The sequence below is a fragment of the Craterilacuibacter sp. genome, from assembly GCF_051659485.1.
Taxonomy (GTDB): Bacteria; Pseudomonadota; Gammaproteobacteria; order Burkholderiales; family Chromobacteriaceae; genus Craterilacuibacter.
Genome location: NZ_JBOFOO010000328.1, coordinates 1 through 12,414, shown reverse-complemented (window position 1 = coordinate 12,414; position 12,414 = coordinate 1). Strand labels below are relative to the sequence as shown.

General features: G+C 56.3%; 9 protein-coding genes and 6 tRNA genes. 4 read left to right on the top strand and 11 right to left on the bottom strand.

Annotation, left to right across the window (positions count from 1 at the left end):
* Positions 1-88 precede the first annotated feature (88 nt).
* Positions 89-165, bottom strand: a tRNA-Pro gene (locus ACRC1E_RS11370).
* Positions 166-253: 88 nt separating this feature from the next.
* Here ACRC1E_RS11370 and ACRC1E_RS11365 point away from each other — a divergent pair.
* Positions 254-1,249: a recombination-associated protein RdgC gene (locus ACRC1E_RS11365; protein ID WP_438515207.1), complete on the top strand. Its 996-nt coding sequence runs from the start codon at positions 254-256 to the stop codon at positions 1,247-1,249.
* 223 nt (positions 1,250-1,472) lie between these two features.
* The gene (locus ACRC1E_RS11360) at positions 1,473-2,900 is read left to right on the top strand and encodes a catalase (protein WP_438515206.1); all 1,428 of its coding nucleotides are present in this window, start codon (positions 1,473-1,475) and stop codon (positions 2,898-2,900) included.
* Positions 2,901-3,130: 230 nt separating this feature from the next.
* Here the strand turns inward: ACRC1E_RS11360 and ACRC1E_RS11355 are convergent, their stop codons facing one another.
* From ACRC1E_RS11355 to ACRC1E_RS11315, 9 genes are all read right to left on the bottom strand, one after another.
* Positions 3,131-4,069, bottom strand: coding sequence for a dihydroorotate oxidase (locus tag ACRC1E_RS11355; RefSeq protein ID WP_438515205.1), 939 nt, complete (start codon positions 4,067-4,069; stop codon positions 3,131-3,133).
* A gap of 269 nt (positions 4,070-4,338) precedes the next feature.
* Positions 4,339-4,412, bottom strand: a tRNA-Cys gene (locus ACRC1E_RS11350).
* A gap of 38 nt (positions 4,413-4,450) precedes the next feature.
* A tRNA-Gly gene (locus ACRC1E_RS11345) sits at positions 4,451-4,526 on the bottom strand.
* A gap of 30 nt (positions 4,527-4,556) precedes the next feature.
* Positions 4,557-4,632, bottom strand: a tRNA-Gly gene (locus ACRC1E_RS11340).
* Between the two features lie 19 nt (positions 4,633-4,651).
* Positions 4,652-4,727, bottom strand: a tRNA-Gly gene (locus tag ACRC1E_RS11335).
* A 32-nt stretch (positions 4,728-4,759) separates the two neighbouring features.
* Positions 4,760-4,835 (bottom strand) — tRNA-Gly (locus tag ACRC1E_RS11330).
* A 79-nt stretch (positions 4,836-4,914) separates the two neighbouring features.
* Positions 4,915-5,496 (bottom strand): CDP-diacylglycerol--glycerol-3-phosphate 3-phosphatidyltransferase, encoded by a 582-nt coding sequence (gene pgsA, locus ACRC1E_RS11325; protein WP_438515204.1) that lies wholly within the window; start codon positions 5,494-5,496, stop codon positions 4,915-4,917.
* 16 nt (positions 5,497-5,512) lie between these two features.
* Positions 5,513-7,312, bottom strand: a complete 1,800-nt coding sequence (gene uvrC / locus ACRC1E_RS11320) for an excinuclease ABC subunit UvrC (RefSeq protein ID WP_438515203.1) — start codon at positions 7,310-7,312, stop codon at positions 5,513-5,515.
* A complete protein-coding gene (locus tag ACRC1E_RS11315; RefSeq protein ID WP_438515202.1) occupies positions 7,309-7,719 on the bottom strand; it encodes a DUF4124 domain-containing protein in 411 nt (136 codons plus the stop codon). The genes uvrC and ACRC1E_RS11315 overlap by 4 nt, the downstream gene beginning before the upstream one ends.
* A 146-nt stretch (positions 7,720-7,865) precedes the next feature.
* Here ACRC1E_RS11315 and guaB point away from each other — a divergent pair, with 146 nt between their 5' ends.
* Positions 7,866-9,326, top strand: coding sequence for an IMP dehydrogenase (guaB, locus tag ACRC1E_RS11310; RefSeq protein ID WP_438515201.1), 1,461 nt, complete (start codon positions 7,866-7,868; stop codon positions 9,324-9,326).
* Positions 9,327-9,436: 110 nt separating this feature from the next.
* Positions 9,437-10,312 (top strand): alpha/beta fold hydrolase, encoded by an 876-nt coding sequence (locus tag ACRC1E_RS11305; RefSeq protein WP_438515200.1) that lies wholly within the window; start codon positions 9,437-9,439, stop codon positions 10,310-10,312.
* Between the two features lie 33 nt (positions 10,313-10,345).
* On the opposite strand, the gene eptB is transcribed toward ACRC1E_RS11305, so the two are convergent.
* Positions 10,346-12,028, bottom strand: coding sequence for a kdo(2)-lipid A phosphoethanolamine 7''-transferase (gene eptB, locus ACRC1E_RS11300; RefSeq protein ID WP_438515199.1), 1,683 nt, complete (start codon positions 12,026-12,028; stop codon positions 10,346-10,348).
* Between the last annotated feature and the right edge of the window lie 386 nt (positions 12,029-12,414).

The following is a 12,414-nucleotide window of genomic DNA, read 5'->3' as shown; positions in this document are numbered from 1 at the left end:
AGGATTCGAACCTTGGACCCCCTGGTCCCAAACCAGGTGCGCTACCGGACTGCGCCACACTCCGCCGAAACTACTTACATTAAAATTGTGGTCGGAGTACAAGGATTCGAACCTTGGACCCCCTGGTCCCAAACCAGGTGCGCTACCGGACTGCGCCACACTCCGCTCTTAACTTTAATTTCCCTAGCTGCAATTTTGCCCGCTGGGATGCGGTACAATATCGCCTTCAGAGGACGAGCATTATCTATTAAATATGTGGTTCAAGCAACTATCTTTTTATCGCTTAAGCGAAAACTCGATTCCTTCTACCGGCAAATTGTCGGAAGTACTGGAAAAACGCCCCTTTTCCCATTGCACAGGACTGGATTGGTTCAGCGAAGGCTGGGTCCCTCCGGCCGGCTTTCTGGCCGACCCGGTCTACCCGGTACGCGATTGTCTGATGCTTGCGCTCAAGCGTGAAGACAAGGTGCTGCCCGCAGGTGTGATCCGCGATTTTCTCGATGCCAAGATCAGCGAAATCGAGAATGCCGAGCTGCGCAAAATCGGACGCAAGGAAAAGCTCGAACTTAAAGAACAGATTACCGATGACCTGTTGCCACGGGCGTTTACCCGCTCCGGCCGCCTGACCGCCTATCTGGACACGCGCCGCCAATGGCTGATGGTCGATAGCGGCACCGCCAGCAAGGCCGAGGCACTGGTGTCGCAACTGCGCGATGCACTCCCGCCCTTCCCTGCGGCGCTGCCACGCACCAAACTGGCACCGCATACGGCCATGACCAGTTGGGTCGCCGATGGCGAGGCACCGTATGGCTTCGAGCTGGATGCCGAGTGCGAGCTGAAGGATCCGGCTGAAAATGGTGCCGTTATCCGCTGCACGCGCATGGATCTGACCAGCGAGGAGATCAAGCAACACATCGCAAATGGCATGCTGGTGACCCGTGTGGGCCTGATCTGGCGCGAACGCGTGCGCTTCGTCCTGACCGACGCCTTGCAACTAAAGCGCATCCAGTTTCTGGATGTACTGCAGGAAGAAGCCAGCGGCGCCGGCGACGATATGGAAAGCCTGTTCGAAGCCACCTTCATCCTGATGAGCGAAGAACTGGGCGATATCGTGGAAGCACTCATCGAAGCGCTGGATGGCTTGACCGATGAGCAGCTCGAAGCGACCACCCCTCCTGTCGAAGCCACAGAAAAAACGGGAACAGATACCCCTGCACCCGAAGGCGGCAACGACGTCCCCTGGGACTGAAAACCGGATTTTCTGCAAAGGAGGCTATGCCTCCTTTTTTATTAATAGCAAAAAACTAACTATCACCAATAAACAATCAATTTAACAAAACTATAATAAAAACCCATAATCGCCCCATCGACTGCAGGACACCACGATGGACAACAACAGAGACTGGCTTGATATCTGGTTTGAGCTATGCGCGAACCTGATCTGGCTGCAATAAACACTGATGGAGCGAATGATGAACAAACTCACCACCCAAGCCGGTGCACCGGTACCCGACAATCAAAACGTAATGACTGCCGGCTCGCGTGGCCCGATGCTGCTACAGGACGTATGGTTTCTGGAGAAACTCGCCCACTTTGATCGTGAGGTGATTCCCGAGCGACGCATGCACGCCAAGGGCTCCGGCGCTTTCGGCACTTTTACCGTCACCCACGATATCACTCGCTATACCCGTGCCAAACTGTTCTCCACCATCGGCAAGAAAACCGATCTATTCGTCCGCTTCTCGACCGTCGCCGGTGAGCGCGGTGCGGCTGATGCCGAGCGTGATATCCGCGGCTTTGCACTGAAGTTTTATACCGAGGAAGGCAACTGGGATCTGGTCGGCAACAACACGCCGGTATTCTTCCTGCGCGACCCGCTGAAATTCCCCGACCTCAACCATGCGGTCAAGCGCGACCCGCGCACCAATATGCGTAGCGCCAACAATAACTGGGACTTCTGGACGCTACTGCCCGAGGCCTTACACCAGATTACCTATGTGATGGGTGACCGCGGCATCCCGGCCAGCTATCGCCATATGCACGGTTTCGGCAGCCACACTTTCAGCCTGATCAACGCGGCAAACGAGCGCCACTGGGTCAAGTTCCACTTCCATACCCAGCAAGGCATCAAGAATCTGAGCGATGCCGAAGCACAGGCACTGGTCGGCCACGACCGCGAAAGCGCACAACGCGACCTCTTGGACAGCATCGATAATGGTGACTTCCCGCGCTGGACCATGTTTATCCAGATCATGACCGAACAACAGGCGGCAGCCTGCCCGTTCAACCCATTCGACCTGTCCAAGGTGTGGTCACACAAGGATTACCCATTGCTCGAGGTCGGCGAGTTCGAACTCAACCGCAATCCGGCCAACTATTTTGCCGAGGTCGAGCAGGCCGCATTCAATCCGGCCCATGTCGTGCCCGGTATCAGCTTCTCGCCCGACCGCATGCTGCAGGGCCGCCTGTTCTCCTACGGCGACGCGCAACGCTACCGTCTGGGCGTTAACCACGGGCAGATCCCGGTCAATGCACCACGCTGTCCATTTCATAGCTACCACCGCGACGGCGCGATGCGCATGGACGGCAACCATGGCAGTACACTGGCTTACGAGCCGAACAGCTACGGCCAGTGGCAGGAACAGCCGGACTTCAGCGAACCACCCCTGGAGATTTCGGGCGCTGCACAGCGCTGGAACCATCGCGAGGACAGCGACTATTACAGCCAGCCGCGTGCGCTATTCCAGTTGATGACAACAGACGAACAGCAGCGCCTGTTCGACAATACCGCCCGCGCCATGGGCAACGCCGACATCGCAATCAAGCAGCGCCATATTGCCAACTGCACCCAAGCCGACCCCGCCTACGGCGCAGGTGTTGCCCGCGCACTCGGCCTGTAAGTAACGGAACAGCCAGCCGCCGGATGGTGGCTGGCTTTTTGACACCCCAAAAAAGCACCCGCACATGTCACCCACTCAAGGAGAACGCCATGCTAGCCTGGCTCAAGCATCACCCCTTACAACGCGGCAGCGGCTTGGCCGTTTTCATCAGCGGCTGGATCAGTCTGCTCTGCCACTGAACACCCGCAAAAAAGCCCCGCACGCGGGGCCTAATCGTAACAGCCGGCAACTTACATCGTTTTAAGCGTGCCACGGAAGTCCGCCAGCGTGCGATAGCCCTTGTCTTCCATGATCGCCGCCAGCTCGCCCAGAATGCGCGCGAAGCAGTCCACACCCTCTTCATACAGGCAAGTCCCCACCTGCACCGCAGTCGCACCAGCCAGAATATGCATAAAGGCCTCGCGTCCACTCTTGATGCCACCGCAACCGATCACATGCTTACCATCCAAGAGACGCGAAAACTCGCGCACATTGGCTAGCGCCGTCGGCAGCACATAATCGCCGCCCAGACCACCCAGACCCGCCTTGGGCTTGATTACTACCGACTCGCTATCGATATCGATCACCAGCCCGTTGCCGACCGAGTTGATGCAGGTGACGTACTTGAGCGACGGGAAACTGTTGAGCACCGAGGCCATTTCGGCAAAATGCACCGGATCGAAGTAAGGCGGCAGCTTCACACCGAACGGCTTGTCGTACACCTTCACCACTTCGGATAGCACATGACTGGACGCCGCAAAGTCGTAACCGATCTGCGCCTTGCCTGGCAAGTTCGGACAGCTAAGATTGAGTTCGACCAAACACGGCAGATCGGCATCGCGAAACGCCTTCAGCATGACCAGGTTCTCTTCCAGCGTCATACCGGAAACAGAAACAAACAGCGGCTTGCCGCTAGCGTGGTCATAATTTCTGGCATAGTCGAGATAGTATTCGTAGCCGGCATTGGGCAAGCCCATAGAATTGATGCTACCGAACGGCGCTTTCGCATAACGTGGCTCGGGATTACCTTCGCGCGGTGATAGCGTGCAGCTTTTGGTGATCACCGCACCGGCAGCAGAGGTCGCGACCGCATCAAGCTCTTCACGCGAACGGCACATCACGCCGGAAGCGTTATACAGGGGATTCTCCATATGGACACCCAACCAGGAGACGGATAGATCGACAGCCATGTACAATTCCTTTTAAAGCAGCGTAAACAAGATAGCTAAACCGATCCAGTTTACTCGCACCACAATCAGTAAACCCTGATTAAAATCAGAACTTACCCAACATGCTGCCTACATGTAAAAATCAAGCCCTCCTGCTTGCGCCGCCGTAAAAATAACGGCCCAAGCCAGCATAGGCGTAAACGCCCGCTGTCACGCCTATCACCGCGCAATATGGCAAAACTAGATTAAAAAGCAAAAAGCCCGTAGATCATTGATCTACGGGCTTTTATTGGAGGCGGGGGTCGGAATCGAACCGGCGTAGACGGCTTTGCAGGCCGCTGCATAACCACTTTGCTACCCCGCCATAAGGGGCTGAAACAAACTTGCGTTTATTTCTAAAACTGGAGCGGGAAACGAGGCTCGAACTCGCGACCTCAACCTTGGCAAGGTTGCGCTCTACCAACTGAGCTATTCCCGCATTGGGTAAAACTTCATAAACTGTCGATTTTGGAGCGGGAAACGAGGCTCGAACTCGCGACCTCAACCTTGGCAAGGTTGCGCTCTACCAACTGAGCTATTCCCGCAAACCGGTCAATCTATGTGTGGAGCGGGAAACGAGGCTCGAACTCGCGACCTCAACCTTGGCAAGGTTGCGCTCTACCAACTGAGCTATTCCCGCATAACCACTTACTTTTATTCAAGAAATTTGCCTGGAGCGGGAAACGAGGCTCGAACTCGCGACCTCAACCTTGGCAAGGTTGCGCTCTACCAACTGAGCTATTCCCGCATCACATTTCTTGTCTTGCTAACGTTGCCGTCTTCAAGAGAATGCGAATTATAAGGATTTTCCCGGCACTGTCAACACTTCATGCATCCATTTTTTTATCCGCGAACTCTTTTGCCGCCATGCGCAGATAGTAAACCATTGACCACAAAGTTAAAATTACCGCCACAACCATAAATATATTTCCAATTACCAGCGTACTGACAAACGGAAAAACCGGCTCTGCATACAACAACAGCAAAATGGCCACCATCTGCACCATGGTTTTTAGCTTGCCTATCGTCGCCACGGCCACACTCTTGCGCGAGCCCATCTCGGCCATCCACTCTCTAAGCGCCGAAATGGTGATCTCGCGCCCGATAATGATCATGGCCATCCAGCCTTCGGTGCGCCCCAACTCCACCAGCAGGATCAATGAAGCAGCCACAATCAATTTATCGGCAACCGGATCCAGAAACGCACCAAATGCCGAGGTTTGCCCCAACCGTCGCGCCAGAAACCCATCCAGCCAATCAGTCACGGCAGCAAGGAAGAAAATAATAGCGCCAGTCATATTGGCGGCATGCGACGACATCAAGCTGTGCGGCAAAAAGAAGATCGCCACAAAAATAGGGATCAGAGCAACCCTGAGCCAGGTCAGGAAAATCGGCAGATTGAACGGCATGGGGATAATCTTTTTCTTAGTGCAAGGCGTTATAAATCAATTCGGCCAACTTACGGCTGATTCCTTCAACCCGGGCAATATCTTCGACGCTGGCGACCTTTACGCCGCGCAAACCGCCGAAACGGGTCAATAATTGCTGCCTCCGTTTGGCACCGACACCGGGGATTTCTTCCAGTGTCGACATCGTCCGCGCCTTGGCACGGCGCGCCCTATGCCCGGTAATGGCAAAACGGTGCGCTTCATCGCGTACGGTCTGAATGAGGTGCAGCGCAGGATGATTGCTGGGTAATTGTAACGTCTTTTGCAAATAAGGGAGGATTAGCGTCTCCAGACCGGGTTTGCGCCCCTCTCCTTTGGCTACACCAACGATAGGGAGTACTACACCCAACTCCTGCATCACCTCCTGCGCAATACCGACCTGCCCTTTACCGCCATCAATCAGCAACACGTCCGGCAGCTTGCCCTCACCTTCGGCCAGTTTGCTGTAACGCCGGGTCAACGCTTCGCGCATCGCCGCATAATCGTCCCCGCCCTTGGCTGTCGTGATATTGAAGCGCCGATACTCGGATGGCTGCATATCGCCCTTGTCGTACACCACACAAGAAGCCACCGTCGCCTCTCCCATGGTATGCGAAATATCGTAGCACTCTAGCCGTGCTACGCCGTCCAACTCCAGCACTTCGGCCAGCGCGGACAGGCGGGCGGATTGACTGGCCTTGCTACCCTCGCGCTGCGCACATGCCAAAGCGGCATTTTTCTCGGCCATTTCCAACCAGACCCGCCGCTCGCCGATAGGGTTATTCACGATATGCAAGCCGTGCCCGGCACGCTCCTGCAAGGCAGCAGCCAGCGTTTCCGCTACGCCATGATTCATCACCAGCACCGCAGGCAGCGGCACGGCCAGATAATGCTGACCAAGAAAAGCCTCCAGCATGGTGGTCACATCACTATCGTCTGCGTTCACGGGAAAGAAACTCTTATCCCCCAGATGCCGCCCTCCACGCACCATGACCAGATTAACGCACGCCACGCTGCCCGCACGCACCGCAGCCACCACATCCACATCCAGACGCGAGGTATTACTGGAGACAAACTGCTGCTCCTGCACCCGTGACAGCGCCTGGATCTGATCCCGCAATTCGGCAGCCATCTCGAACTGAAGCGCCTCGGCGGCGGCCAGCATGCGCAGCGACAATTGATCGATCAGCTCGTTTTGCTTGCCCGACAGAAAAGCCGTCGCACTGGAAACATCCTCGGCATAAGCTTCGGGACTGATCTTGCCGACACAAGGCGCAGTACAGCGTTTGATCTGAAATAAAAGACAAGGGCGTGAGCGGTTGGCAAATACGGAATCCTCACAGCTACGCAAGCGAAACACTTTCTGCAGAATCTGTATGCTTTCCCGCACTGCATAGCCATTGGGAAACGGCCCGAAATACTGATGCGGCTTCTTGGGTTCGCCGCGAAAATACGCCAACTGCGGGAAGGCGTGCCCGGAAATCATCAGGTAAGGGTAGCTTTTGTCATCGCGAAACAGAATGTTATAGCGCGGCGCCAGCGCCTTGATCAGATTATTCTCCAAGATCAGGGCTTCGGCTTCTGATCGCGTCACCGTCGTTTCAATCGCCGCAATCTGGCGCACCATCAGCTGGATACGCGGGCTTAGATCAGACTTTTGAAAGTAAGAGCTCACCCGACGCTTGAGATCAATGGCTTTGCCGACATACAAGACCTTACCCGTCACATCCAGCATGCGATAGACACCAGGCAAGGACGGCAGGCCATTCAGAATCTCGGCAGCGTCAAATCCACTCACGATCCGCACCACTCTTTCATATCCTTGCGCGCGGTAGCCACAACAGCCTCACTACGCGGCTTGGCGGCTTCCGCCCGTTGCAGTGCGGCTTTAGTTCGCGTGCAGTTATCCTCACGGATACGCCGATTGTAATCTTCCACCTTCTTATTGAGCTGGGCCGCCTCTTGCTGCAGGTTTTCGGCAGAAGCCGCAGCAGGCGCGACCGGCTTGCCAACCTCAGGCGCACTCGCCTCGCGCGCGACAGCAGCACCGGTACGCACATCCAGCTTTTGCGCCGGCCCACCAAATGGCGGCCTATCCGAATAAACCGTACGCCCGTTGGCATCTTTCCACTTGTAAACATCTGCGCCTGCGGACAAGGCGGCGGTTGCCAATACCACGCTGCACAATAAAAACCTGAAGTTCATACCACCATCCCTAATATGTACGTTATCAACAAGTCCACCCATGACATCTCTTTGCAACACGCGGCAGACAAAATCCGCAAGCCTAGTCTTTGCCTAGTAGGCCGATAAGCCTATATAATCTGCTTTTGCTGCCAAGGAAGCGCCAGATGCGTATCATCGAGAAAGCCTACACCTTCGACGACGTTCTCCTCGTGCCGGCCCATTCCTCAGTCCTGCCGCGCGACGTCACCCTTTCTACCGTTCTTACCCGCAACATCAGCTTGAACCTGCCACTCGTGTCCGCTGCCATGGATACGGTAACCGAATCCCGCCTCGCCATTTCAATGGCGCAGGAAGGCGGTATCGGCATCGTACACAAAAACATGAGCATAGAGCGACAGGCCATGGAAGTTTCCAAGGTCAAGCGACATGAAAGTGGCGTGGTTAAGGATCCGATCATCATTGCACCCGACATGCTGGTGCGCGATCTGGTTTTACTGACACGTCAGCACAAGATTTCTGGCCTGCCCGTCATCGAAGCAGGCAAAGTGGTCGGCATTGTCACCAACCGCGACCTGCGTTTCGAAACCCGCCTCGACCAGCCGGTGGCTTCTATCATGACCCCGCGCGAGCGTCTGATCACGGTCAAGGAAGGTGCCAGCATCGATGAAGCCCGCGAACTGATGCACTTCCACAAGCTTGAGCGCGTACTGGTCGTCAACGACGCCTGGGAGCTCAAGGGCCTGATCACGGTCAAGGACATCATCAAGACCAGCGAACACCCGCATGCCAACAAGGATGCTCAGGGTCGTCTGCGCGTAGGTGCGGCTGTCGGCACCGGCGGCGACACGGTAGACCGCGTCACGGCACTGGTTGCCGCCGGCGTGGATGTACTGGTGGTCGATACCGCCCACGGCCACAGCGATGGCGTGCTGAACCGCGTACGCTGGGTCAAGGATACCTTCCCTCATGTTGACGTGATCGGCGGCAATATTGCGACCGCAGATGCCGCACTGGCGCTGGTTGCGGCAGGCGCAGATGCGGTCAAGGTCGGCATTGGCCCCGGTTCGATCTGCACCACCCGTATCGTGGCCGGTGTCGGCGTACCGCAACTGACCGCCATCCACAATGTATCCGAAGCCCTGAAAGGCACCGGCGTACCGATGATCGCCGACGGCGGCATCCGCTTCTCGGGTGATATTTCCAAGGCACTGGCCGCCGGCGCCAACTGCGTGATGCTGGGCGGCATGTTTGCCGGCACCGAGGAAGCACCGGGCGAAGTCGAGCTGTATCAGGGTCGCTCGTACAAGTCCTACCGCGGCATGGGCTCGCTGGGCGCAATGGCGCAAGGCTCGTCTGACCGCTACTTCCAGGACAATGAGGCCAACGCCGATAAGTTCGTACCGGAAGGCATCGAAGGTCGCGTCCCTTACAAAGGCTCGATTGCTCAGGTCATCCACCAGCTGATGGGCGGTCTGCGCTCATCCATGGGCTATCTGGGTTGCGCAACCATTGCCGACATGCATACTAAAGCCGGCTTTGTTGAAATCACCTCCGCCGGCATGCGTGAAAGCCATGTCCACGATGTGCAGATCACCAAGGAAGCACCAAACTACAACGTAGGCTAAGCACCGACCGCGTAAACGGATACCGCACCTGCACTAGGTGCGGTTTTTTTGCGCCACCATTAATGCCATTAGATTTAACACAACCGTCTTAGCACCAAGGGTCAGCCACCATGTATAGCCCGCACCACCCTACCCGTCCGGAAAGCCTGCGACTGGGGCAACACCACACCCGACTCCTGCACTGGGGAACAGACGACAAGCCCTTGCTGGTGCTATTGCATGGCTGGATGGATAGCGCAGCGACCTTCCAGTTTATTGCCGATCAACTCGCCAGCGACTGGCACCTGGTCGCACCAGACTTGCGCGGCTTTGGCGACAGCGACTGGAACAAGGGCAGCTATTACTTTCCGGACTATCTGGCCGATCTGGATGCACTACTGAACACACTCAGCCCGACACAGCCTGTCATGCTCGCTGGACACAGCATGGGGGCAATGATAGCCGGCATCTATGCCGGCATTTACCCCGAACGAATTACCCGGCTGATGCTGATCGAAGGTTTTGGCTTGGCACAGACACGGCCCGAAGACGCGCCGGAGCGCTATGCCCGCTGGCTCAAGGAGCAGCAGCGGCAGCCCGTACTTGGCAAACTGGAGAGCGCGGCCCAACTGGCTACAAAATTGCAGGGGCGCAATCCGCGCATGCAGCCAGAGCATGCCTACTATATGGCACAGCAGCTGACACGCCCGGCTCAGAGTGGCGTGCAATACCGCGCAGACCCGCGCCACAAAGGCGTCAATCCGGTTTTGTACCGCCTGGACGAAGCCAAGGCCTGCTGGCGAGGCATTAGCGCACCGGTACAATGGGTGTTCGGCGGCGATATGTGGGATCACCCCATGGCCAAAGGGGTGCTCGATACGCTGGACGAGCGCCGGGCCTGCTTCAAACAACTGCAAGAAACGACCATTAGCAATGCCGGGCATATGGTGCAATGGGAACAGGCCGAGGCACTGGCACACACCATGCACGGCTTTTTCAGCCCCTAACCGGCACCAAGGCCCTGCATGGAATGCTTACACTCAAGATCGAAGCAGCGCTGCAGGCGGCTGCGGCTGAGCGCACCAATTATTACGCTGTTTGATACCGCCATTAGGCGAGCTATATCCTAGGCAACCCAGCACACTATCGAATATCTCCTCCTGCCGCAGCACCCGCCCCGCCGCCTGCGCCTTGCGTAAGGCGGCAAAGGCTCGCGCCCCCTCGGGCTGTGCAAGATAGGCATCAGATGCCCACATCACCACCGGCACATCAAACTGCTCAGGGGGGGCAATTTCGCGCGGCGTGGCGTGAAAATGGCTGTTCTCGTCAATGGACTCACCATGATCCGGCACATAAACCATCAATGCCTTGCGCCCCTTCAGCCGTGCGATGACCTCGGCGAGCACATGATCGGTGTAAAGAATACTGTTATCAAACGCATTGATAAGTGATGCCTTGCTGCACTCGGCATCAATACTGGTGCACTCAGGGGTATAGCGTGCAAATTCGCGCGGATAGCGCTGCGAGTACTGGTAGTGCGAACCCTTGGTATGCAATACCACCAGATGTTTACCCTTGGGATGCCTCGCCAGCGAGCGCTCCAGCTGCGGCAGCAGCAGCATGTCATCAGCACGCAGGCCATCGCTCAACTTGTCCGACACGACCATTTCGCGCAAGGCATAGCGGTCGGCTTTAAGGCTATTGTAAAACCACAGCTCGCTCTGCATGGCATACAGCTCGCTACTAAAGCCCAAGCCCTTCAGTACGGCAAATACATTACGCTCCTTGAGGGTGCGCTGCGCATTGTCGGCAACCCCGCCTTCACGTACGAACATACAACGCAGTGACAACTTGGTAGCGGTATCGCAAGAGCGCCCCTGAAAGGCCAGTACATTTTTTTCAGCAGCCAAGCGCGGTGAAGTGTCCCGCCCGTAACCCAGCACCCCGAAATGGCTGGCGCGCGAGGTCTCGCCGATTACAAACACCAGCGTGGTATCGTCTAGTGTCGGGCTGCTATTCCATTCAAATGCAGTCGCCGGATCCAACAGCTTGCCGGTGTTACCCGCCTCACTGGCACGACTATAAGCAACCATACCCAGGCCGGCTATCCAGTTGCTGGGCAAGTAGCTGTGCGCGGCAGCCCCGGCACGACTGGGGCTATAGGTATTCTCCGCCTTGGCCTTGGCCTCTTGGTAGGCATCCAGCTGGCGCAAGGGCAACACCGCCAGCAAAACCGCCAGCACGGTCGTCCATAGCGGCAACAGGCGCTGACCTCGTGTAGCCAGCATCTGCCACAAATTGCGATCCAGCCGCGACTTCCACAACAGCAAGAGCGGCGGCAGTGCCGTCACACCCAACCAAAGCACAAAGTCCCAGCCCACAGACTCGCGGGCAAGATCGGTGTCGGTCGTCAGCACCGAAGTCACCACTCCGTAGCCGATGACGACATTAAATACCGTCATGTAATAGCTGGCTGCCGCCGAAAACAGCAATAACAAGCTAGCCAGCACCCGATAAACCGTACGCCCCCCCATGCTCGCCAAGGCAAACAGCAGATAACTGAATGCCAGCACGGATACAAGCTCAATACCGACACGCGCCACTTCCCCTGCATCGGCTAGATGCATGCGCCGCAGCAATACATCAGCATTGAGCAGCACACCAATATAAACGGAAAATAGTAAAGACAACTGAAACTGGGACAGTGAAAGCAGTTTGCGCATTCAAAGCTTTCAAACATCAAGGATGGCAGATCATAACCAAACTTATCGACATGGTCAGTTAAGTATATAAAAAAACAGATTAATACCGATAAATCATAAATATCTGTAGTCACTGGCGACACCGGCACGATGCCGGGTACTCGCCTATTCACGCCATGAATTGTTTCAGCGACAGGAGCAAAGCAAGGATAATCCGCAACATACATCTACAGACCGGTTTGAGCGAACCCGCCCTTTATGCGTACTTCCAGCCTGCAACTACTGATCATCGATCCGCAAAATGATTTTTGCGACCTGCCTGCTGCTGCCCTGCCCGTCCCCGGCGCCAATGCCGACCTGCAGCGGCTATCCGGCTTTATCCAGCGCCAAGGCCATCTTTTCAACGC

Coding starts and splice junctions, on each gene's coding strand:
- ACRC1E_RS11365 (WP_438515207.1), top strand. CDS start 254: ATGTGGTTCAAGCAACTATCTTTTTATCGCTTAAGCGAAAACTCGATT.
- ACRC1E_RS11360 (WP_438515206.1), top strand. CDS start 1,473: ATGAACAAACTCACCACCCAAGCCGGTGCACCGGTACCCGACAATCAA.
- ACRC1E_RS11355 (WP_438515205.1), bottom strand. CDS start 4,069: ATGGCTGTCGATCTATCCGTCTCCTGGTTGGGTGTCCATATGGAGAAT.
- pgsA (WP_438515204.1), bottom strand. CDS start 5,496: ATGCCGTTCAATCTGCCGATTTTCCTGACCTGGCTCAGGGTTGCTCTG.
- ACRC1E_RS11315 (WP_438515202.1), bottom strand. CDS start 7,719: ATGAACTTCAGGTTTTTATTGTGCAGCGTGGTATTGGCAACCGCCGCC.
- guaB (WP_438515201.1), top strand. CDS start 7,866: ATGCGTATCATCGAGAAAGCCTACACCTTCGACGACGTTCTCCTCGTG.
- ACRC1E_RS11305 (WP_438515200.1), top strand. CDS start 9,437: ATGTATAGCCCGCACCACCCTACCCGTCCGGAAAGCCTGCGACTGGGG.
- eptB (WP_438515199.1), bottom strand. CDS start 12,028: ATGCGCAAACTGCTTTCACTGTCCCAGTTTCAGTTGTCTTTACTATTT.